Source organism: Sulfitobacter sp. M85 (assembly GCF_029285915.1).
GTDB classification, from domain to species: domain Bacteria; phylum Pseudomonadota; class Alphaproteobacteria; order Rhodobacterales; family Rhodobacteraceae; genus Sulfitobacter; species Sulfitobacter faviae.
In genome coordinates, this window is the sequence record NZ_JABECQ010000004.1 from 94,791 (window position 1) to 116,737 (window position 21,947).

At 62.0% G+C, this 21,947-nt stretch carries 26 protein-coding genes; 17 read left to right on the top strand and 9 right to left on the bottom strand.

Annotated elements, in window-relative coordinates; genetic code table 11:
• Positions 1-5 precede the first annotated feature (5 nt).
• From HKX24_RS09010 to motA, 4 genes are all read right to left on the bottom strand, one after another.
• Entirely contained in the window at positions 6-344 is a 339-nt protein-coding gene (locus tag HKX24_RS09010) for a peptidoglycan-binding domain-containing protein (protein ID WP_067262423.1), read from the bottom strand.
• A 184-nt stretch (positions 345-528) separates the two neighbouring features.
• Positions 529-954 carry a hypothetical protein gene (locus tag HKX24_RS09015; protein ID WP_276153928.1) on the bottom strand — a complete coding sequence of 142 codons (426 nt, stop codon included), beginning with the start codon at positions 952-954 and terminating at the stop codon, positions 529-531.
• Positions 951-1,208 carry a hypothetical protein gene (locus HKX24_RS09020; protein WP_271692067.1) on the bottom strand — a complete coding sequence of 86 codons (258 nt, stop codon included), beginning with the start codon at positions 1,206-1,208 and terminating at the stop codon, positions 951-953. Before HKX24_RS09020 ends, HKX24_RS09015 begins: the two co-directional genes overlap by 4 nt.
• Positions 1,205-2,071: a flagellar motor stator protein MotA gene (motA, locus tag HKX24_RS09025; RefSeq protein ID WP_271692066.1), complete on the bottom strand. Its 867-nt coding sequence runs from the start codon at positions 2,069-2,071 to the stop codon at positions 1,205-1,207. The genes HKX24_RS09020 and motA overlap by 4 nt, the downstream gene beginning before the upstream one ends.
• Before the next feature lie 93 nt (positions 2,072-2,164).
• On the opposite strand from motA, the gene HKX24_RS09030 reads away from it, so the two are divergent.
• The 6 genes from HKX24_RS09030 to HKX24_RS09055 all read left to right on the top strand — a co-directional run bounded on the left by HKX24_RS09030 (position 2,165) and on the right by HKX24_RS09055 (position 7,875).
• On the top strand, positions 2,165-3,265 hold the full coding sequence (locus HKX24_RS09030; RefSeq protein ID WP_271692065.1) for a hypothetical protein: 1,101 nt from the start codon (positions 2,165-2,167) through the stop codon (positions 3,263-3,265).
• A gap of 186 nt (positions 3,266-3,451) precedes the next feature.
• Positions 3,452-3,922, top strand: coding sequence for a MucR family transcriptional regulator (locus HKX24_RS09035; RefSeq protein WP_271692064.1), 471 nt, complete (start codon positions 3,452-3,454; stop codon positions 3,920-3,922).
• A gap of 43 nt (positions 3,923-3,965) precedes the next feature.
• Positions 3,966-4,895, top strand: a complete 930-nt coding sequence (locus tag HKX24_RS09040; protein WP_271692063.1) for a flagellar motor protein MotB — start codon at positions 3,966-3,968, stop codon at positions 4,893-4,895.
• Positions 4,896-5,171: 276 nt separating this feature from the next.
• Positions 5,172-5,801, top strand: a complete 630-nt coding sequence (locus HKX24_RS09045) for a hypothetical protein (RefSeq protein WP_209217519.1) — start codon at positions 5,172-5,174, stop codon at positions 5,799-5,801.
• A gap of 53 nt (positions 5,802-5,854) precedes the next feature.
• Complete coding sequence (locus HKX24_RS09050; RefSeq protein WP_271692062.1) at positions 5,855-7,195, top strand: flagellar hook-length control protein FliK; 1,341 nt, start codon at positions 5,855-5,857, stop codon at positions 7,193-7,195.
• An 11-nt stretch (positions 7,196-7,206) separates the two neighbouring features.
• Entirely contained in the window at positions 7,207-7,875 is a 669-nt protein-coding gene (locus tag HKX24_RS09055) for a flagellar hook capping FlgD N-terminal domain-containing protein (protein WP_271692060.1), read from the top strand.
• Between the two features lie 19 nt (positions 7,876-7,894).
• On the opposite strand, the gene HKX24_RS09060 is transcribed toward HKX24_RS09055, so the two are convergent.
• From HKX24_RS09060 to flgF, 5 genes are all read right to left on the bottom strand, one after another.
• Positions 7,895-8,473 (bottom strand): hypothetical protein, encoded by a 579-nt coding sequence (locus HKX24_RS09060; RefSeq protein WP_276153929.1) that lies wholly within the window; start codon positions 8,471-8,473, stop codon positions 7,895-7,897.
• Between the two features lie 80 nt (positions 8,474-8,553).
• On the bottom strand, positions 8,554-9,324 hold the full coding sequence (locus HKX24_RS09065; protein WP_120350413.1) for a flagellar basal body L-ring protein FlgH: 771 nt from the start codon (positions 9,322-9,324) through the stop codon (positions 8,554-8,556).
• Positions 9,321-9,980, bottom strand: a complete 660-nt coding sequence (gene flgA / locus HKX24_RS09070) for a flagellar basal body P-ring formation chaperone FlgA (protein ID WP_271692058.1) — start codon at positions 9,978-9,980, stop codon at positions 9,321-9,323. Before flgA ends, HKX24_RS09065 begins: the two co-directional genes overlap by 4 nt.
• Positions 9,980-10,765, bottom strand: a complete 786-nt coding sequence (gene flgG, locus HKX24_RS09075; RefSeq protein WP_067938908.1) for a flagellar basal-body rod protein FlgG — start codon at positions 10,763-10,765, stop codon at positions 9,980-9,982. The genes flgA and flgG overlap by 1 nt, the downstream gene beginning before the upstream one ends.
• 32 nt (positions 10,766-10,797) lie before the next feature.
• On the bottom strand, positions 10,798-11,541 hold the full coding sequence (flgF, locus tag HKX24_RS09080) for a flagellar basal-body rod protein FlgF (RefSeq protein WP_271692056.1): 744 nt from the start codon (positions 11,539-11,541) through the stop codon (positions 10,798-10,800).
• 98 nt (positions 11,542-11,639) lie between these two features.
• Between flgF and HKX24_RS09085 the strand changes: the two genes are divergently transcribed.
• From HKX24_RS09085 to HKX24_RS09135, 11 genes are all read left to right on the top strand, one after another.
• Positions 11,640-13,400, top strand: a complete 1,761-nt coding sequence (locus HKX24_RS09085; RefSeq protein WP_271692054.1) for a hypothetical protein — start codon at positions 11,640-11,642, stop codon at positions 13,398-13,400.
• Between the two features lie 98 nt (positions 13,401-13,498).
• Positions 13,499-14,767 carry a flagellar hook protein FlgE gene (locus HKX24_RS09090; RefSeq protein ID WP_271692052.1) on the top strand — a complete coding sequence of 423 codons (1,269 nt, stop codon included), beginning with the start codon at positions 13,499-13,501 and terminating at the stop codon, positions 14,765-14,767.
• Between the two features lie 12 nt (positions 14,768-14,779).
• The gene (flgK, locus tag HKX24_RS09095; protein WP_271692050.1) at positions 14,780-16,195 is read left to right on the top strand and encodes a flagellar hook-associated protein FlgK; all 1,416 of its coding nucleotides are present in this window, start codon (positions 14,780-14,782) and stop codon (positions 16,193-16,195) included.
• A gap of 7 nt (positions 16,196-16,202) precedes the next feature.
• Positions 16,203-17,264, top strand: coding sequence for a flagellin (locus tag HKX24_RS09100; RefSeq protein ID WP_271692048.1), 1,062 nt, complete (start codon positions 16,203-16,205; stop codon positions 17,262-17,264).
• A 13-nt stretch (positions 17,265-17,277) separates the two neighbouring features.
• On the top strand, positions 17,278-18,378 hold the full coding sequence (locus HKX24_RS09105) for a flagellar basal body P-ring protein FlgI (RefSeq protein WP_168612836.1): 1,101 nt from the start codon (positions 17,278-17,280) through the stop codon (positions 18,376-18,378).
• A gap of 9 nt (positions 18,379-18,387) precedes the next feature.
• Positions 18,388-18,690, top strand: a complete 303-nt coding sequence (locus tag HKX24_RS09110; RefSeq protein WP_067262376.1) for a rod-binding protein — start codon at positions 18,388-18,390, stop codon at positions 18,688-18,690.
• A complete protein-coding gene (locus HKX24_RS09115) occupies positions 18,687-19,064 on the top strand; it encodes a hypothetical protein (RefSeq protein WP_209217508.1) in 378 nt (125 codons plus the stop codon). Before HKX24_RS09110 ends, HKX24_RS09115 begins: the two co-directional genes overlap by 4 nt.
• A 107-nt stretch (positions 19,065-19,171) precedes the next feature.
• Positions 19,172-20,176 (top strand): flagellin, encoded by a 1,005-nt coding sequence (locus HKX24_RS09120; protein WP_271692046.1) that lies wholly within the window; start codon positions 19,172-19,174, stop codon positions 20,174-20,176.
• 105 nt (positions 20,177-20,281) lie between these two features.
• Positions 20,282-20,686, top strand: coding sequence for a flagellar biosynthesis regulator FlaF (flaF, locus tag HKX24_RS09125; RefSeq protein WP_067262368.1), 405 nt, complete (start codon positions 20,282-20,284; stop codon positions 20,684-20,686).
• Between the two features lies 1 nt (position 20,687).
• Positions 20,688-21,113, top strand: coding sequence for a flagellar biosynthesis repressor FlbT (locus HKX24_RS09130; RefSeq protein ID WP_271692044.1), 426 nt, complete (start codon positions 20,688-20,690; stop codon positions 21,111-21,113).
• Complete coding sequence (locus HKX24_RS09135; protein ID WP_271692042.1) at positions 21,110-21,943, top strand: DUF1217 domain-containing protein; 834 nt, start codon at positions 21,110-21,112, stop codon at positions 21,941-21,943. The genes HKX24_RS09130 and HKX24_RS09135 overlap by 4 nt, the downstream gene beginning before the upstream one ends.
• Positions 21,944-21,947 lie beyond the last annotated feature (4 nt).

The following is a 21,947-nucleotide window of genomic DNA, read 5'->3' on the forward strand; positions in this document are numbered from 1 at the left end:
CGCAGTCACATATAGGCGTCGGAGGTCAGGAAGAACATCGTTTCGCTGACCTGAACCTCATGGGCAAACGTCCATGTCGGCGCGTGGCGTTGGTAGCGGTCGGAGGCCATGAGCGCGCGAAAGGCGGCTTCGGTCCCCGGCCCCCATGCGCCGTCGATGGCCCCCTTGTAATAGCCCTCGTGTTTCAGGCTGTCCTGCACCATCCGGCGCGCGCCAAGGTCGCGGCTTTGGAACAGGGCGCGCACCTCGGCAAGGGTCACCTCCGCCGATTGCGCGCAGAGCGGGCTGACGCTCAAAGACGCGGCACCGATTGCGGCGGCGGTGAAAAATCCTCTTCGCTTCATCGTAAATCCTCTCAAACTATACCGAAGCCGGAATAAAAACGCGTTGGCCTCGGCGCCCCCCCTCCCCAGGGCGACATTTTCAATGGGGCATTGATGGAATCGAATTGCGGTTTTTTCTTGTCCGGTATTCCCTATTTAGGGGAATTTTTGTAAATAGTTCCCGTAAATGGATATGGCCGTGTAATTATCGTTGATCGTCCAGCCAGATCGACAGAAACCCTTCGGCTTGGGCGGCGATCTCGGCTTCTTGCAGGGCTTGCCTGCGGGCCTCGGCGCGGCGGTTGCGGATCAGATCGATGCGCTTGGCCTCGGCGAAAAGCCCGTTCAGCCTGTCGTGGATGCCCGCGCTGTCGGCGCGCAGGCGCTCGGCCTCGGCCTCCTTGCGGTGGATGGTTTCCGAGACGTTGCGGATAAAGGCCGAGACCACCCGCGTCGATTCCACCGCATCGGGATCGCCCCGGTCGTTGAGCTGCTCCATCAGGCTGTGGCGTTCGTTCTCGATCTGGGTCAGCGCGCGGTTCACCTCGGCCATCTCCAGCGCGACATTCTCCATCTCAAAGCGTTTCAGCCGCGACAAAACAGCCAGCCCGTCGCCGCGCTTTGGCTTCACTGCTCTGCGCCCTGTGACAGAACGATGAGCCGCTCGCGCATCCGTTCCAGCACCTCGGCGTCGAGCAGCGGAAGCCCCTCCATCGGGGGGACATGGCCGATGACACCGTGACGGCGCATGGAATTGGGCAGCCGGGCCTCTGCTTTGGCGGTCTTGTCGACCTCTTCTGCATCCTTTTCCTTGGCCGGTCCCGCCGCCAGCCCCGGCCCGGCAAGGAGCGCGATCAGCGCGATCAGGGGCAGGGGGCGCATCATACCGCAGGCAGTTCGCGCTGCGAGGCCTCCACGGCGGAGAAGTTCGGCTGTTTCGTCGTGGGAATGTTGCCGCGGCCCAGTTCGATGCAGATGCTTGGCGGGTGGCCCGCCACGATGGCGACGATGACGTCACGGATCACGGTATAGATCGCTCCGTCTTCTTCCTCGATCTGCTCCAACCGGCCTGCGATGGGCTGCACCATGCAATAGGCAAGGAAAACCCCAAGGAAAGTGCCGACCAAGGCACCGCCGATCATCGCGCCAAGGATCTCTGGCGGCTTGTCGATCGACGACATGGTTTTGATCACCCCCAGAACCGCCGCGACGATGCCGATGGCGGGCAGGCCGTCAGCCATGCTCTGGATCGCGCGGGCCGAGACGAGCGCCTCGTGGTGGTGTTTTTTGATCTTGCGGTTCAACACGTCTTCCATCTGGAAGCGGTCGTCGAATTGCATCGACATCATGCGAAAGCTATCGGCGATGAGGTCGGTCAGGAAGTGGTCTTTCATCAGCTTGGGGTAGCGCTGAAAGATCGGGCTGGCCTCGGGGTTTTCGATATGTTCGTCCATCGCGACGATGCCCTTGGTCTTATAAAGACGCGCCAGTTCGAACATCAGCGCCAGCAGATCGTTGTAATCCGCCGCCTTCCAGCGCGGCCCCTTGATCACCCGCATCACCCCGGCCAGCGATGACTTCACCACCGAGAAGGAGTTGGCGATCACGAAGGCCCCCAGAGAGGCACCGCCGATCATCATGCCCTCGTAGGGGAGGGCGTGCAGGACGATGTCCATATTGCCCCCCGACAGCATGAAACCGCCAAAGACCAGACCGAAGACCATTACAAGACCAAGCAAGAGTGTCATTGCTGCACACGCCTCCAAAAAGAAACTATTCTTACTTTATCCTTGAGTGAATGGGTCTATACAAGTATTATCTAGGAAAGAACTTGGGTTTCAATGATGAATAGTGGTTTTTCGGTCAAAGAAGAGTTGAAGGGTGATGTCGACGCTCTGCAAGAGCCCGATGCCTTCGCCTATTTCGTCGATCCCTCCGAGCTTTCGGTGCTCGTGCCGGGCTGGCCCGAAGAGATGCGGCTGCTGCTGTGCATGGATGCCGCCGGTCTTTGCGAGTTCGTGGTCTTTCACAATGACGAAGAACATGCAGTTTTCGATCGGGTAGCGGATATCCTCGACCGTCCCGTGGGCAGCTTTGCCGTCAGCCCCGAGGTTGAGGGCCACCCCTGCCGTAGGCTGTTGTTTTCTGAGGAAAATGCGCTGTTGAAGGCCATTCAAGACAGCAAAACGCTTGAGGAAACGGCGGCGGATTATCTGATCAACTATAATTTCGCCCGCGAAGAGGGGCTGGATTTCGACGAGTTGATGCGCCAGCGGCCCGAATTGGACCAGTTCCAACGCGTCAGCACCAACAAGATCTTTCCCATCGGCAACCGCAAGCGCCGCAAGCTGCGCTCGGGTCCGCCCGAAGGCTATATGCCCTCTGCCGAGGTGCAGCCGGGGGAGTGTTTCTATGTCCGGCTTGAGATGTGGCTCGCCGGGGGGCGCATGCGAATCGCCTCCAACCCGGAGCAGCCGCTGCCCATGGTGCCGACCTTGGTGCGCGATATCGCGTTTCGGGATGATTTCGCATCGGTTTATATCCCCCGTGACACCCTCGCGGCGGAGTGGCGGCCCAAGGATGATATGGTGATCGACATCCCGGCTGAGCTCTTCCCCGCAGGCTTCAGCGACAGCTGCGCGCGCCGTGAAGTGAAGGTGGCCGTCATGCCGCGCGGCATCTTTGTCGAGTTCGGCGCGCCGATCGAGGTGCCCCCGGCGCCCGAGCCTGAGTTGCTCGACCCCGCCGCATTGGCACCGCAGCCGCCCGCGCCCCGCAAGAGCCTGTGGAAGTCCCTGCATGTGCCGCTGATCGCGGTGGCAGGGCTGGGGGTGACCGGTCTGTTCAGCACAATCATCGCCCAGACCACCGGAAATGACGTGGCCCCCGATCCGGCCCCGAAAAGCGCGATCTTCAAAACCGTCGCGCAGATGGAGCCGTGATGCATTCCGCACGATATGGCGAAAAAGTGCTTGCCAATACTTGCGCGGGTTCCAAATACAATTCGAATCGTGATAAGAATAAACGGCGAAGAATTATTTATCTTTGCTGCGTCCCTTGCGAAGCGCTCTTTGAATGCTTCGCGAACCTTGCAGAAGGCAAGATTAACTTAACAAGGAAGTTGCTTCATGCCTAATGTACCCCCCAAGCAGAATCTGAGCGATACCGCGATTGCGACCATCGTTTCGGGGTTCGCCAGCCGCAGCGACGTGACCATTGACGATATCCTGACCTTGGTCGAGCGTCTGCGCGCGACCCCCGCTGAGGCCCCCGCCACCCCATTGGCCAATATCCCAGCCGCCGCCGTGGCCCCCGTCGCGCCCAAGGCGCAGGGCATGACCGCCGCACCGGGCGAGCAGCCGATGACCGAAGACACGATCTTTTGCCTATGTTGCGGCAAGGGGTTCAAGATGCTGAAACGTCACCTCGGGGCCGAACATGGGCTGACCGAAGCGGAATACCGCGTGATGTTCAACCTGCCTGCCGACACGCCGCTGGTCGCGCCGAGCTATTCCAAGCGCAAGGCCGAATACGCCAAACGCGCAGGTCTGGGCAAATACAGCCGCGACAAATCGGACAACAACGCAGAGCTTTCCTGATCTGGCCCCCGTGCCCGGTCTTGCGTAATCGGGAGGCCGCGTGATGGCTGACAAGAAGAACGCGATGATCATCATCAAGCGCTACGACGCGGAGGGCGGCCACGCCCACCACGGCGGCGGTTGGAAGGTGGCCTATGCGGACTTCATGACCGCGATGATGGCGTTTTTCCTGCTGCTGTGGATCCTCGCCGCCTCGGATGAGGAAAAGCTGCGCGGGCTGGCAAATTACTTTACCCCCACGGTGTCGGACGGCGGATCCTCTTCGGATGCGGCGGCGGACCTGCGCCCGTTGATGGCCGCAGGGGTGATGACCGGCGCGGTCGACAACACCGGCAATGTGCAAAAGCCGACCTTTGGCCGTGACAATCCGATGATGGTCTTCGACAGCCGTCTGCGTGATAAACCCGCCGCCGTGGTCGTGGAATATGCCGAAGCGCCCGAAACCGCAGCGCCCGCCGATCCCGCCACTCTCGCCGCGATCGAGGAATCAGAGCGCCGCCAGTCCGAGATCGACCGCATGGCGGAGGACATCGCCGAGCGGATCACCTCTGACAGCACCCTGAATGATCTGGCGCGCAATGTCCGGCTGGAGAAATCGAACGGGGCGCTGACGGTTCAGGTGCTGGATCAGGATGAGCGGTCTCTCTTTGCGCGGGGCAGTGCCGAGGTGACCCCGAAGACCCGCGAGTTGCTGCTGGCCATCGGCGATGTGATTGCCGAACAGAACCAGCCGGTCGAGATTGTGGGCCATACCGATGCCGCCGCTTTTGGCGCGAACAATGGCTACACGAATTGGGAGCTTTCGGCAGACCGCGCCAATGCCACGCGCCGCACGCTGATGGCCGCGGGCATCGCAGGCGCGCGCTTTATGCGGGTGTCGGGTGTGGCCGACACGCAACCGATCAACACGGTCGATCCCCTGGCGCCGGAAAACCGGCGCATCTCGATTCGCTTGGTCTATCAAGCCAAGTAGACCTTGTTTTCAAGGCTCTATCGGCCCGGTTGTGCGAGATTTCCATCCTTGGCAAAAGTGCGACATCCCTGCCGCTGATTCCCAAAAAAATGGCACGGTCTTGTAAAATTGTTGACGGTCAAGGTCTTGCGATCTAGACCTTATGTAATAATCGAGCACCGGGCACCTAAAAAACTCTTAAAAATCGCCCGGATAAACCATGGACAGAACGTCCTGAACGAGGCGGAAATGCAGGTAAACTCACTTATAGGTGGCATCTGGAAGGGTGCCTGCCACATGGATTCATCGGCCGATGGCCGTCATTTCAACATGCTGATCCGGGCGCTGATTCCGGTTCAAGCTTCGGTCTTCGAGATGCAGGATTGGGCCGGTCACCCGGTGGCAATGCCAGATTGCATCGAACCGATCCCGGGCATTTGCCTTGGCGATATCCTTGCCGAAGAACTCGACGCCGATGTGCCTTATGGCTCGCTCGTCGTTATTCGCAAAAGCGACAATTTCACCAATATTTCCCAAGCCGCCGGTGCGCTGGTGGGCGAAGTGCTGATCGGGATCATCGGGCGCGGCCTGTTCCCGATGATGGACGAAGACAGCGTTCTGCACGCTTTGGGGCAGGCCTACCATCACGCCGCCGAGGCGGATGAGCTGCTCAAGCTGGGGCTTGAGCCTGCGGCCTTCCGCATGGGGCTCAGCGCGGTTCTGGGGCAGTACTGGGGCCGTCCGGTCGACAGTCATTCGGTCTTTGCAGCCCCCGCAGAGGGCGCGCAGATCTCGCTTCGTGCGCTGACCGGGACAGAGACGCCCGTGACCCTTAACCAGTGGACCCTGCGACTCAAAGCCCTCGTCGAGGCCCGCAGCGCACGCCGCGCCTTTGAAGATCAGCGCGGGAACGTGCGGATCTCCTGATCCTACAAGAGCCTTCGGAATCCCGCCGTGGATCCCAAGTTGGAGGACGTCAGATGATCGCTCAACTTCAGGCAGCAACTGCGGTGCCGAATGCCGCAGGTCTCGGGCAGCCCTCGGGGAAGGGGGCTGCCGAAGGCTTTGCCGCCTTGATGCAGGGGTTGGCCGGGCAGGGAGGCGCGTCGGAGGCGCAGGGCCAAGACCTGCAAGCCGCGCCAGAGGTGGAAGCCGCACCCGATACGCTGCCCGAGGACATCGACCTTGAGACGGCAGAGGGGCTGATGGCCCTGATGGATCACACCCTGGCGGGGTTGGAGGAGACCAGCCAGCAAATCACCCCGAAAGCCGCCCTCGTCGCATTTGCCGAAGCCTTGGGCGAAGCGCCGCCTGAAAACCTCGGCGCGCTGGAGGCGGTGGCGAATTTGGATGACCCCAGCCTTGAGGCCGCGTTGGAGGAGAGGATCGCCGGTGCCCTGCGCCTGCCCACCCCGGCGAGCCAATTGAGCATCGCCTCGGCCGCGCTGCCGGTTGTGGGACGTATGGCCATGGGGCAGGCCCAGCTGGGGGCGCGCGTGATTGCCTCCGAAGGGGCCGCGCCAGTGTTGCAGGCCGAAGGCCCTGCCGAACAGAGCGGGTTTAAAACGGTCTTGCCGAGTGAGGGACCGGCCCCGAGAGCCGCCACCGTGGGGGCGACAGAACCGCCCCTCGCCGCGAAGGCCGAGGGCAGCACGACCGCCCCCAAGGTGGACTTGAGCATTGAAGCCGCAGACCCGCGCCTCACAGCCGCCGCCGAGCGTTTCAGCGCCGCTGTCGATGCCGCCAAGGTAGCCCAGCCCGGCACAAATGCCCCGGCAGCAGAGGCCGTCCTGCGCGAGGTCGCCGCTTTGACCGCGCCGCAGGCACCGCAGAGTGAGGGGCTACGCCTCAGCCCGCCGCAGCCCACGCCGGCCCCCGCGCCGAACCCAGCCGCCGCGCCGGAAGAACAGCTTCGCCAACACGTCAGCCAACAGATCCGCAGCCTTGATACGGCGGACAACAAGCTGCGTTTCTCGCTCTCCCCCTACGGCATGGGCGAGATCGAGATTGAGGTTGTGCGCAGTGAGGCGGGGCGCATGCAGATCGCTATGACCACCGAAAGCGCCTCGGTCCTGAACATGCTGCGGCAAGACCGTGAGCAACTGCTGGACGCGCTGCAATCGCGCGGCATCAGCGCCGAGAATGCGGATCTCGATTTCCAGACTTTCGGCGACAGGGGCCGCAATGGCGGGCAGCAACAGGGCCCGGCGTTCACCCAGACCACAGCACAGGCCGATGATGCGCAGGGCGGTGACGCTGCGCCCTTGGCCCAGACCCCCAGCCCGCGCCTCGGCGCCGGGCAGCTAGATATCCTCACCTGAAAGGCGAGACCATGATCGACGCGACCACAGCAAGCACCCTGAGCACCGCCAACACCTCGGCGGCGGCGACCTCATCCGCTGAGCTTCAGGAAAGCTACAACAGCTTTCTCACCCTGCTGACGGCGCAGATTTCGAACCAAGACCCGCTGAACCCGGTGGATTCGACGCAGTTCGTCTCGCAATTGGCACAGTTGACCCAAGTCGAGCAAAGCATCGCGACCAACGCGAGCCTTGAGCGGATCAGCACGATGCTTTCCACCGTGGGCGCGATGTCGGACCTGCAATTGATCGGGCGGGACGTGCTGGTGCCCTCGACCCAAGTGCGCATGACCGAAGATGAATTCCCGCTGAGCTACCAGCTCAACGCCGGGGCGGAGGAGGTGACCGTTCGGATCTTCTCCGAAGACGGCACCCTGATCCGCGAGATGCCCGGCCTCTCCACCGCCGAAGGAGAGGTGATCGACGTGGAGTGGAACCGCCTCGATTCCGTGGGGCTGCCGGTGCCGCCCGATACCTTCCGGGTTGAGATCACGGCGACAGATGCCGAGGGCAACGATGTAGGCGTCACCCCGCTGACCCGGTCCGAGGTGACGCGGGTGAACTTCACCGCCTACGGGCCGGAGCTGGAACTGGATAACGGGGAATCCGTGCTGTCGAACGTGGTGCGTTCGGTTCTGTAAACCTGCGCTGTGGCGCGTGTCAGAGCCGCGCCACATCTTGTTTGTAGAGCGATACGAACATCACATCATCGACGCCCTTATGCTCTTTGCTGATCAGATCCCGCAGCAGCCGCGACAGGGCTTCGCTGTCGATCGCCACGCCGCGCAGCACGGCGCTTTCGGCGGCTAGGTTCATCGCCTGCAAGAGCGAATCGCGCATCCGCGTCGCGTCTTCGACCCGGCGGTAGCGTTCGGCCAATTCCAGTGACCCCATCTTGAGCGCGAAATCCGCGACCACATAAGAGACGCTGTTGGTCTTCTCCACCGGGATCGTCATCTGCCCAAGGCGCACCACCGTGCGGTCCTTGGCCAGTTCATAACTGTCCATCGGCGCGTGCTCATCGCCCTTGGCGGGTTTTTCGCCCTCGGCACCATGGGCGTCTTTCTCGGGCGTATGGGCGGCGTCCTTTACGGCCTCCTCCGCGCCATGTGGGGTCTTCTCATCACTCTTTGTCCCCGCCGCTTCGGCTGGGGCAGGGGCGAGGGCCAGACCGGCGCCATAGCCTGCACCCATGCAAAGCAAGGGGAGTGCTATAAATGCGATTGCTGCCTTTTTCATGTTCGACCTTTCCTGAGCTTTCGTCAGGTTTAACGGTCGATTGCGACGGCAATGGTCTCACTTTGTGACCAAGTCAGGAATTAATAGGGCAGGATCACATCCATCGCGTCTTCGCCGTAGCTGCGCTCTTGCGCGCGCGACAGCGTGCCTCTGCCGCCATAGGCGATGCGGGCCTCGGCGATCTTGTCGTAAGAAATGGTGTTGTCATCGCGGATGTCGGCAGGGCGCACGATCCCGGCCATGCGCAGCTCGCGCAGCTCTTGATTCACCATGATTTCTTGGCGTCCCGCGACGACGAGCGTGCCGTTTGGCAGTTTGTCGATCACCAAAGCGGCGACTTTCAGTTCGATCTGTTCGTTGCGGGAAATAGCGCCAGAGCCGCTCGCTTCGGAGGCTGAGCCGATCTCGACCACATCACCGCTCGGCAGGTCTGCCGCGCTGATTCCAGGCAGAATTGCGGCAATTTTCGCGCCATAGCCAAAGAATGTCGGGAAACCGATGGAGCTTGCACCCTCACGTTCCCGGTCGGTCGAGTTGCGCAGTTGCGCGCGGTCGTCGATGGAGATCACGACGGTGACGATATCACCAATATCATCGGCGCGCTGGTCGGCAAACAACGCTTCGCTGCGGGCAGAAAAGAGCGAGGCCTTGGCGCTGCCACGGCGCGGCGGCTCCATCGCGACGGCGGGCATCGGCACCTGTACGCGGGCGACCTCGGGGATGGTTTGGCCGTCCACCACGATCGGCGAGGGCTGCGGATCGCGGTCGAAGTGATCTGCGGTATCGCAGGCGGTCAGGGCAAGGGCCGCGCCGAGCATCAAGACAGAGGGGCGCGCGAAAGCGGTGGTCATCGAATGATCTCCACGGTCCCTTCGCCGGTGGCGATGCCGGTGACCGTTTTGTTGCTGACAAGGTTCACGATACGGATTTCCTGCCCCTCATGTGCGTCATCAAGCGCGCGCCCGGGTGAGGAGAGGGCCAGAAGCCCGTCGCTGAAATAGATCTCCACCCGCTCGCCCCGGTTGATGACCAGCGGCTGGATGATGGACTGCGTCTGAATGGGCCGCCCCGGCGTCAGCACGCGGCGCACCTGTTTGCCAACGACCTCTTCCATATCCGTCATCACATAGGCACCGATCCTGCCCACGGGCAGGCGCATCACGGTCAGGTCGTCTTCCATGATGATGTCATCGGGCAGCAGGCGGGTGATGGGCACAGGGACCGGCATGGTAACAAGGGCATAGCCCGCGATGCGCTGCACCTCGCCCGTCTCAAGCACCGCATTGGCCAGAAACTTGCCGCTGCGCGGGTCCATCCAGAACTCGGCCAGCGTCAGCACCTCTTCGGCGGGGGCGTCCTTGACCGTGATCTCGAAGGCACCCTCTTGCGGCAGGCTGTCGGCGTAGTCCAGCCGCGCGCGTTCCTCGACCAATACGCCGATGGGCGCCGAGAGGGCGGGGCCGGTCAGCGCCATCAGGCCAAGGAAGAGGGCGGCGAGCCGTCGCATTAGCGGATTTGGTTCGCAGCCGAGAGCATCTGGTCTGCGGTCTCGATTGATTTGGAGTTCATCTCATAGGCGCGCTGTGCCGAGATCAGATCGGTGATCTGCTGGATGACATTCACGTTGGACGCCTCAAGATAGCCCTGACGGATCATCCCCGCGCCCGGATCGCCGGGGTTCACCACCTGCGCTTCGCCCGAGGCTTCGGTCGCCAGTAGGAAGTTGTTGCCCACCGGGCGCATCCCCGGCTCGTTAACAAACGTGGTCAGGCTGAACTGCCCCAGTTCCACCGGGACGGGATCATTCTCAACATAGGCCATGACGACGCCCTGTTCGTTGATCTCGACCGCCGTGGTGTTCTCGGGCACGACCATGCCGGGCTCGACGCGGTAGCCCTGCATCGTCACGATCTCACCCTCGGGGGAGAGTTGGAACGATCCGTCGCGCGTATAGGCGGTGCCGCCATCGGGCAGCGTGACCGAGAAATAGCCCCGCCCGTCAATGGCGACGTTAAGCTGGTTTTCCGTGGCCACCATGCCGCCTTGGGTGTTCAGCCGCACGGTGCCGGCGGTCTGCACGCCCATGCCGATGTCGATGCCCACGGGGCGGGTCGATCCGGCCTCAGAGGTGACGGCGCCTTCGCGCTGCATCGATTGGTAGATTAGATCTTGAAAGGCGGCGCGACTGGCCTTGAACCCGGTGGTATTCGCGTTGGCGATGTTGTTCGAGATCACATCGACATTGGTCTGCTGCGCCATCATGCCGGTCGCGGCGATGCTGAGTGCCTTCATTTTCTCGTTCCTTCCGTTTTACGGATGCCGGGTCAGACCGCCTGTCCGATCCGTTTAAGCGAGTCGCGGCGCAAGTCGTCCGCATTGCCCATCATGGTATTGGTGCGCTCATAGGCGCGCTGCACGTCGATCAGCCGCGTCATCTCGCGCACCGGGTTGACGTTGCTCAGCTCCAGCGTGCCTTGGCGCACCTGCACGGCTTCGGCCACGGCGGGATTGGCAGCGCCCTCGGGGGCGACCAACATGCCGCCGCCAAGTCGCTTGTAGCTTTGGATTTCGGGGATATTAAAAACGCCGATCCGGCCCAGCGGGCCGGTCTCACTGCCCGAAATGGTGCCGTCTTCGGATATGTTGATATCGCCCATGCCCGCAGGGGGCAGTTGGATCGGCGCACCGCCCGCGTCGAGCACTTTGGCCCCCGACAGGAGCTTCAGATTGCCCTCAGGGTCGATCGCAAAGCTGCCATCGCGGCCAAAGGCCTGCTGCCCGTCGACGGTTTGATAGCTGAACCACCCCTCACCATGCAGCGCCACGTCCAGCGGGTTGCCGGTCTGCGACAGCGCGCCGGGGCGGGTGTCGATGTAGGAGCCGGTATCGCTGACAAAAGCCGCCTGATCGTCGCCAAGCGCGGTGTTGTCCTGCAACAGCGCCTCGAACACCACATGTTCGCCCTTGTAGCCCGCGGTGCTGGCGTTGGCGATATTGTTGGCGGTGATGTCGAGCTGGCGCTGGAGGGAAGTCGCCAGCGACATGCTGATATGGCTGGTTTCCGTCATAACGGGCCTCAGTTTGGGCAAGGATGGCGTGACATTATGAAGATCAGTGTGAAATAAAGAATGGATCTTTACAAGAATAAAGTGCATCTATTCATATAATGAAGCATCTGCACAACATTGTTCTTGGCCTGTCTTTGCTCTTGGCCTCACCCGCGACGGCGGAGGAGGGTGCTGTCTTTGCGCCTCTATCCTTGGCCGAGCAGGGGGAGCAGGACTTTCTCGCCACGCGCGAAGCATTGATGACGCAGCTGGCAGAGGTCTCCGCGCCGGAGGATCCTGCGCGGGCCGAGGTGTTGCTGGGGCTGGCGGAATTGCACCTTGCTTGGATGATGCGCCCCGAGGCGGCGGGCTTTCTGGAAGCGCTCGACGCCGAAACCCTCTCCGGCCATGCCGCGCGGCGGCACCGGACCCTGAGCCTCGCGCTCGCCCTGCTCGATGGGGGCGCGGGAAGCGATCTGGGACAGGCGGTGTCATGGTCCGTCGGCTGGGGGCAGGGGCAAGCTCTGCGCGCGGCGGCCTTTGCCCGGCTTGGCGCGGTGGCTGAGGCGGCGCGCTTGATGCCGCGCACCTTGGAAAGCCTCGCCGACCTGTCACCCGCCATCCAAGCCGCCATTTTGCCCGATCTGCTTGAAGCGGCGCTGGAGGCCGAGAATTGGGACGTGGCGCAGGCTTTGGCCGCGCAATTCCCCGACCATGCCGAGCTGCGCGATGGCCCCGCCTATCGCTACCTTCTGGCCCGCGCCTCAGAGGTGTCGGGCGATCTTTTGATGGCTTTAGAAGGCTATGTCCAAGCCGCACAGGGCCGCGATGCCTATGCGCAACGGGCGCGGCTCGCGCTGGTCCGGATGGGGCGCGAGACCGAGACCCTGCCGGGGCAAGACGCGCTGTCTTTGCTGAAAACCGCGCGCTGGATGTGGAGCGGGGATGCCCTCGGGCGCGAAGGCGCGCAGCTTTTGGCGGAGGTCGCCGCAGAGCAGGGCGACACCGATACCGCCTTGTGGGCGCTGCATAACTTGCTGCGCACCGCCCCTGAAGAGGAGGCCGGGGCGCTACGCGCACAGGCGCGGGCGATCTACGGTGCCTTCTATGCCGCTGGGGCGGCGGGGGAGATCGACCTTGGGCCATTTCTTGAAGGGCACACCCGTATCAGCGCCCGCTGGCGTTTCGATCCGGGCTTTGTCGGCCATGCCATGGCCGCGCCGCAACGCCTGCTGGATACCGGGATGACCGCCCTTGCCGCGCGGGAGTATCGCGCGCTGCGCGAAATGGCCCAGACTTTGGAGCGGGGCGGGGCGACTGCCCCCGATGCCAGCCTTATGGCCCGCTTGCGGCGCGGCGAAGCGCGCGCGCTTTTGGCAGGTGGGCAGGCGGATGCGGCAGTGGACCTGCTCAGCGGCTATGCCGACGATCAGGGCGCCGAGGCCGAAGCGCTTTTGGTCGAGGCCTTGGCGCAGGCGGGCCGGTCGGATGAACTCGCCGCCCTGCGCCTGCGCGCCCAGGACATGGACCTGCGCCGCAGCCGCGCGGTGGCCCTCTACGAGACCGGCAAATGGGGCGCTGCGCGGCACGCCTATCTTGAGATGTGGGAGGCGCACCCCCAGCAGTTTGCCTTTGCCGATGCCACCCGCCTGACCCTCGCCGCCTATCAGGCGGGCGACAGTGCCACGGTCGCAAGAGCCGCCACGGCCTTTCCCGCGCTGGCCGACCTGCCCGGCTGGGCCGAGATCGCCACCGGGCTGGGCGCGCGCCCTGCCGAAGAGGGGCCGCTGGGGTCAGACGTGATGCGGCTGAGCATTGAGAGCGCGGACCGTATCCTAGATGCCGTGACCAAGGTCACGGACGTCAAGGAAAGTCAGTGACATAAATATCAAAAACAAATTTTATTCTTGCTTTAGTCATGAAGAATCGGCTTTCTCATGTATAAGTCAAGAATAACAAGAACGAGCAGGATCAAGTCATGAGCATTACAAGCGCCCTTCAAATCGGGGTCAGCGGGTTGCAGGCCAACTCCTCCCGCGTCCAGAATATCTCTAGCAATATCGCCAACGCCAATACCGTAGGCTACCGGCGGACCTTCTCGGAATTCGTGACACAGAACACCGGGTCGACGCAGGCGGGGGTGCTGACGGATGTGCGCGCCGATATCTCGGCCAATGGCAATATCATGGGCACGGGGCGCTCGACCGATCTTGCGGTGCAGGGTGACGGCTTCTTCGTTGTCTCGCGCAACCCCAACGATCCTGTCGAATCCAACTACTACCTGACCCGCGCCGGTTCCTTCACCCCGGATCAGGACGGCAACCTGCGCAACTCGGCGGGCTATTTCCTCTCGGGCTTTCCGACGGATGCCAGCGGCGCCACGGGCAGTGTCAGCAGCACCAGCTACAATGACCTCAGCACCGTCAATGTGGCGAGCTATCAGGTCCAAGGCACGCCTAGCACCCGCGTTGGCGTTTCGGGCAATGTCCCCGCGCAGGAGACCGGCGCTGGCACCACCGGCACGGCCTTTGAATCCACCCTGCGCTATGTGAACCAATTGGGCGGCAGCGATGCGCTGAACCTGTCTTGGACACCGGGGGCCACGGCCAACGAATGGACTGTCAGCATCAGCGATGAAGCGGGCAGCAGCTACGGCGAAGCGACGGTGAATTTCACCGACAGCGGCGTCAATGCAGGCAGCCCGGCGAGCTACACGCCCGGCACCCTGCCGATTGATCCCGCGACCGGCGTGGTGACCCTGCAAATCAACAACGGCGGCACCCCCCAACCGCTTGAGATCGACTTCGGCGCGCCCGGCACCTTTGAGGGGATGACCCAGTTCTCGGGCGACTACACGCCTCCGGCCTTTTCGGATGACGGCACTGAGACCGGCAGCCTTGAGCGGGCCGAGATGAGCGACAGCGGTATCCTCTACGGCGTCTTCGACAACGGCCAGCGCCGCGCGCTGTTCCAAGTGCCGCTTGCCAATGTCGCCAACCCCGACCAGATGCGCTCGGTCGACGGCAACGCCTATGTGGCGACCCGCGATTCCGGCGCGGTGAGCATCGGCAACCCGATGTTGAACGGTCTCGGCAGCATCAACAGCGGGGCGCTCGAAGGCTCCAATGTGGATATCGCGGAAGAGCTGACCGACCTGATCCAGACACAGCGGGCCTATTCCTCAAGCGCCAAGATCATCACCACCAGCGATGAGATGCTGAGTGAAACGCTAAGCATCAAACGCTAACCCGGTGCATGAATGAGCATCTCATCTGCCTTTAGCATTGCCCGCAGCGGGCTGAGCACGACAGAGGGTCGAGCCAACCTCGTTGCGGGCAATATCGCCAATGCGCAAACCGAAGGCTACGTCCGGCGCGAGGCCGCGCAGGTCACGACCAACGGTCAAAGTGGCACGGTAGAGTTGCGCATTGCGCGGCAGGTGGATGAACGCCTTGCAGGCATGTCGCGGAATGCTTCGGCTGAATTGGGCCGCGCTTCTGCCACCAGTGAGATACTCGGCAGCTATCTGATCACTCTGGGCGAGCCGGGCGATGAAGTCTCCCCCGCCGCTCGTCTAGCGGAGTTTCAGGCAGGGCTCGACCTTCTGGCCAACAACCCCTCCGACCCCGCCGCGCAGAACGACCTTTTGTCGCGCAGCGAGACCTTGGTGCACAGCATCAACGAGGCCGCCATCGGGCTTGAGGCCAGCCGCGCACAGGCCGGTGACAGTCTTGTGGCGAGCGTGGCCGAGGTGAACGCGGCGCTCTCGGATATCGCTGCGTTGAACGAACGTCTGGCCCTTGCCGGAACCGACCCCACCGGCACCAGCGGGCTGATGGATGAGATGAACCGTCGCCTTGATGCTTTGGGCAGTCAGATGGATTTCCAAAGCCGTTGGGAAGCGGATGGAACGCTGACACTGCACACCACGGGCGGCACGGAATTGGCCCATGGCGAAACCGCCGTGCGGCTGAACGCCAACCCCGAGACGGGGCGGCTGATGGCAGGGGACATCGACATCACGCCAAACAGCCCCACCGCGCGCGGGTCCGACAGTGGCCGCCTTGCGGGGCTGAGCGGGTTGATCGCCAATGACCTGCCGCAGATGAAGCTGCAATTGGATGAACTCGCCCGCGGGCTGGTGCAGAGTTTCGAGGCCGCAGATGCCTCCGTCGGGGCCGGGCAGCCGGGGCTTTTCACCGATGCGGGCGGCGCTTTCGATCCGGGGCAGTTGGATGGGCTGGCCGGGCGGCTTGCACTCAATGACAGCGTCCAGCCCGACAAGGGCGGCGCGCTTTGGCGGCTGCGCGACGGTGCCGGTGCCACATTCCCCGGCGAGCCGGGCGACACCACGCAGTTGAACGCCTTTGTCGACGTGCTTGAAACGGGCATGGCCTTTGACGCGGCCACGGGCCTCAGCACCAATGCGCGTCTGGGGGATTACGCCGCCGATCTGGTCAGCCAACAAAACGTGCTGCGGGTCGGGGCGGATGGGCAGGCCGAGACGGCGCGCGTGCGGCTCATCACCTTCGAGGACAACCGCAGCAGCATCGAGGGCGTGAACGTCGATACCGAATTGCAAAAGCTTCTGGAAATCGAACAGGCCTATGGCGCGAATTCGCAGGTGCTTACCAGCCTGAGCGATATGCTCGATACCCTTCTGGCCAGCGTGTGAGGATAGGATGACCGAGATTTCCCGCACCGTCTCCACCGCCTTGCAAAGCCTGCGCCAGCGCGAACAGACCAGCCGCCTCGCCGCCGAGATCTCGGACGTGTCGAAAGAGGTGACGACCGGGCTGAAGGCCAACCCCTATGACGATCTGGGCCACCGCTCTGCCGATGCTATTGCCATCAGGATGCAGATCACCCGCAACGATGGTTTCCTGACCTCCAATGCGCTTTTGGACCGCCGTTTTCTCGCTGTGGAAACATCGCTCGGGGCCATGCGCGACGTGGGGCAGGATGTGCTTGAGCAAGCCTTCACCACCGACAGCGCGGGCGGGCTTTCGACGACCTACCTGTCGCAGGCGGCACGCACGGCGCTTGACCGGGTGTTGGAGCGTGCGGCGGTCAGCGACAGTTCCGGTTTCCTGATGTCGGGCACCCGCAGCGACACCAACCCGCTGCAAGCTTGGGATGAGATCAACCCGCGCACCGGCGAATCCCCGGCCATCGCGGTGGATCACATGATCGGCGGCCCTCTGACCGATGTGGCGGATGTGCAGCGCGCCATCGATGACCTTAAGGCGGGCTTTGGCGACAGTTCGGTGTTCTTCAACCACAATTTCGAGAACACCTTTTACAACGGCGCGCCGTCGGGCAATCCGCCGCTGACCTCGCGTACGTCTGAGACGCAAACTCTCACCCAAACCGCCCAAGCCAATGACCCGGCAATCCGCGATCTGGTCCGAGGGCTGGCGATGCTGAGCGCGGTGAACCCCAGCGACATCCCCGACGAGACCGCCCGCGATGCTTGGCTGAGCGAGGCGCGCAGCGCCATCGGCGCGGGGCTCGAAGGGCTGACCGATCTGGAAACCCAGACCGGCCTGAAACGCGCACAACTTGCCGATACGATCGCGGCCCAAGAAAGCCGGGCGCTGTTTCTGGATGGGGAGGTGATGAACCTCGAAGGGGTCGACCAATATGACGCGGCCACCCGTCTGACCCAATTGCAGAACCAACTCGACTCCAGCTTTGCCATCACCGCGCGGCTCTCGCGCCTGTCCTTCCTGAACTACCTCTAACCGGAACCGCCCCATGAACGCCTTGTTTAAACTCTTGCTGATCGGCCTCACCTTCGCGCTCGCCGCGCCGGCGGCAGCACAGGTGCGGATCAAGGATATCGTCACCGTCGAAGGCGTGCGGTCGAACCAATTGGTCGGCTACGGGCTGGTCGTGGGGCTGAACGGCACGGGCGACAGCCTGCGCAACGCGCCTTTCACCGAACGCGCTATCGAAGGCATGCTAGAGCGGCTCGGCATCGGCAACCTGACCGAAGACCAGATGCGCACGGCCAATACCGCCGCAGTCATGGTCACCGCCTCCCTGCCGCCCTTCGCGCGGGCCGGTAGCACCATCGACGTGGTGGTCTCTTCGCTGGGTGATGCGTCATCGCTGCGCGGCGGCACGCTGATCGTCACTCCGCTGACCGCGGCCGATGGTGAGATTTACGCTGTGGCCCAAGGCCCGATTGCCGTCGCCGGTTTCGCCGCACAGGGGCTGAACGCCTCCATCGTCGAAGGCGTGCCGACAGGCGCGCGGATCGACAATGGCGCCATCGTCGAACGTGAGGTCGATTTCGACTTTAGCGAGATGAACAGCATCAAACTGGCCCTGCGCAACGCCGATTTCGTCACCGCACAGCGGGTCGAAGCCGCGATCAACCAAGCCATGGGCCCGGTCGCCAAGGCCATCGATTCGCGCACCATCACCGTGTCGGCCTATGGCAAAGGATCGCTGATGGAGACGATGGCCCTGATCGAACCGCTGCAAGTCCAGCCCGATCAGGTCGCCAAAGTGGTGATCGACGCGCGTTCTGGCACCATCGTCATCGGCGCCAATGTCCGCATCGACCGCGTCGCGGTCAGCCAAGGCGGGCTGACCGTCACCGTCCGCGATGATTTCAACGTCAGCCAGCCCGAATCGCTGTCCATCGGTGGGACCACTGTGGTGGTGCCGAACTCTTCGGTCGGCGTCGAAGAGAAGGACGCGAAATTCGCCGTCATCGACGGGTCGGTCAGCCTGCAACGGCTCGTCGACGGGTTGAACGCGATCGGCGTCGGCGCGACCGAGACGATTTCAATCCTTCAAGCCATCAAGGCGGCGGGCGCTCTGCATGCCGACCTTGAGATCATCTAGGGGCAGGCCATGGAATTCGCATCTTTCCCGATCCCCGCGCCGACCCCGGCGGCCAAACCGGCAGCACCGCAGGCCGATGCCGTCACCGCCGAAAAGGCGCAGGAGTTCGAGGCCATGTTCCTTGGCCAGATGGTCGATGAAATGCTCTCGACCGTGGACATCGGCAGTTTCGGCGGGGGACACGCTGAAGAAACTTGGCGCAGCTTTTTGTCCAACGCGATCGGCGAAAGCATTGCCGAGCAGAACAGCACCGGAATCGCCCGCACGATTGAAACCGCGATGCAGCGCTATCAAACGGGGGCCAACCGATGAGCGATCCGCGCAAAGCACTCGCCGCCGTGGATGCCTTGGGCAATCTGCTGCGCCGCGAAATCGCCGCGGTCGAGGGCGGAGCATTCAACCAGCTGGTCGAATTCGCCAGCGAAAAGGCCCGCCTCACCGCCGTTTTGGAAGAGCAACTCAGCCACGATCCCGAGGCGGTCAGCAAAGATAAATTGCGCGATCTGAAAGATCTGATCGCGCGCGATCATCACCACCTGCAATTGGCCCGCCAAGCCACGTCAGAGATGATCTCACAGGTTTCCCAAATCCGGGAAAAACACAGCATTGCAGGCATTTACGGCCGAAGCGGTGCAAAACGTGACAACCGCGCAACACTGATGACAACCGTGGACAAAAGTTTCTGAATTGCCTCAATGTTGCCAGTTTTTCGCGTAAAAACGTAATCAAGCGGGTTCGCCCCGCAGTTGTCAGAAAGACGACATAACGAACTAGAATAGTCTGGAATAAGAACATGTCTTCGATCAACACAAACAACTCCGCAATGAATGCTCTCGCAACTCTGCGGAGTGTCAACTCAAATCTTAACCAAACGCAGGACCGTATCTCAACCGGGCTGAAAGTTTCCTCAGGCAAAGATAACGCTTCGTACTTCGCGATCTCTGAGACGATGAAGGGCGACAGTGGAATGACTAAGGCGGTCAACGAAAGCCTTACATTGACGAAGAACTCTGCAGCGACCGCACGTGTTGGTGCTGAGCAGTTTAGCGATCTGGCTACAAGTTTCCGAGAGAAGGTAGCGTTCGCTCAGAACAACCCGGGCGGTTCTGATAAGATTCAAGAGGAATTGAAGAACCTCGTTTCTGAAATGAAAACTACGATTTCTCAATCGACCTTTAATGGCGACGATCTCGTGAACGCTGCAGGAGCCGGTGGGCCCGCAGGCATTGCAGCGACTGAGCATGTTTATGCGAAATACGACGCCACTGACGGAATTGCATATGCGAAGAAAACTGCTACCGCCGCTATTGACGCGGGGGATGCGGCAGTTGCGGACATGCCGGCACTTGGCTCTCAAGCCGCGAGCCGCGAGGTTGTTACGGGTGTTACCCGATCTTCGGGTACGTTCGCAACGACTTCGATTAGCATCGAAGGGGCTGACCTCAATTCTTCCATGCTCCAATTTGAAGCGATCGCGAACGAGTTTTCCGCTAATGCACTAGGCACTGACGGTGCAGACTTCTTGAGTGCCGCACTGGCTGTTGCAGACACGAATGTTGCGCAGGCAGTAAGCGCGGAGACTAACCTTGGCCTAGTTGAAAAATCCATCGAGAACCAGCAAGAGTTCCTGACCAAGCTCTCCGACAACCTCGACTCCGGCGTTGGCGCGATGGTCGACGCGAACATGGAAGAAGAAGCTGCCCGTCTTCAGGCGCTTCAGGTTCAGCAGCAGCTGGCATCGCAGTCCCTGTCGATCGCCAACCAGGCGCCGCAGAACATCCTGAGCCTGTTCCGTTAAGGATTAGGGTTTTCGGGGCCGGAGCCTAGCGCTCTGGCCCCGATCCAACCGCCTCAGAATTTGCGGTTGGCAGGCAGCAAACGATAAAAACAAGGAAGAATTCCTATGGGGCTGGCAGCATACAAACGAACAATTCGCGAAAGCGAAACCCCGCGGCAGATCGAGCGCCGCATCCTGAGCCGCGTCACACATGACCTTGCCGAAAAGGGCCAAGGCTTTGATGCGACAGACGATAAGAGCGAGCGGTTGAACATCCTCGCCTCCGGTCTGCGCGACGCAATTTACGAAAATCAACGGTTCTGGTCGGCCCTGCGCTTTGACCTGTCTGAGCCGGAAAACAAGATGCCCGACGGGCTGAAAGCCTCGCTCATTTCCATCGCGCTTTGGGTGGACCGTCACAGCACCGCGCTGATGGCAGGCGAAGGTCGTTTGGCCGGTCTGGTTGAGATCAATGGCAATATCGCCGCCGGTCTGGCCGGGCAGGCCGCGCCGCAGATGCAGGAGGTGTAAGATGCTGAAACTCACCCTTCGCCCCCGTGAACGTGTCGTCGTGAACGGCTGCGTCATCCGCAACGGCGACCGCCGCCAAGCGCTGACAGTCGAGAACCGCGCCGACATCGTGCGCGAATCCGATCTGTTGAAGCCGGATGCGGAATCCACGCCTGTTTCCAAGGTCTATTTCTTGGTGCAAACGGCGCTGATCCGTCCCGATACACGCGATCAAATTCTCCCGATGATCCAGCAGGGCTTGGCCGATCTGGCCTGTTGCTTTGGCGCGGAAATGCGCAGTCGCATCATGGAAGCGGCGAACTTCGTCTCTATATCGGACTTTTACAAAGCGATGAGCGAATTGCGCGCGGTGCTCAAATACGAGACCGAGCTGATGCAGCTTCGCCCGGCGCCTCCGGCGCCTAACCATGAGGCCGCGCACGCATGATTTCGCTGGGCGGCATGGGCACGCAGGTGGCAGTTAAGCTGTTTGACGCAACGCGCGACAAACAGCTCGACCTTGCCGCCAGCAACGCCCTGAACGCCCGGCAAATCGCCGCTTTTGAAGAACGTATCGGCAGCATCTCTTCCCCGCAGGAACTGATTGCCGATACGGAAGTCTATACTTTCGTCATGCGGGCCTTCGACCTCGAAGATCAGATCTTTGGCAAGGCGATGATCCGCAAGACGCTGGAAAGCGATATCACCGATAGTTCCGCTCTGGTGAACCGCCTCAGCGATCCCAAGATTCGCGACATGTATCTGACCTTGGGGTTCACGCCCGGAGGGGGGAGTAGCGCGAACCTTGATAAGCTCGACTGGCAAGCGGAGATGATCGACCGGTTCAAGGAACGCTTTGTGTTGAATGCGGCCGGAGAGGACAACGAAGGCGCCCGGATCGCCTTGGAGTTCAAATCCAAAGCCTCTGAAATCAACACTTGGCTCGACGTGTTGAAAGACGAAGACCTCGGAAAATTCATGCGCCGTGCGCTTGGTGTGCCGGATGAAGCTATACAAGTCGATCTCGACCGCCAGATCGCGCTTTTTGAGCAGAAGTTTGACATCGAAAAGCTGAAAGACCCCGCCGAGGTCGACAAGCTCGTCTCACGGTTCTCGGCGATTTACGATGCGGTCGAAGGCGTCTCTTCGTCATCGAACGCGGTGCTTTCGCTGATGCAGGGGGCTGTCTCGATCGGGCAGGGCGGCAGCTTTACGGCCGCGACCATCGACATCCCCACGATCACCGGCGGCTATAGCGCGTCGAGCGTCTACCGCTGATCCA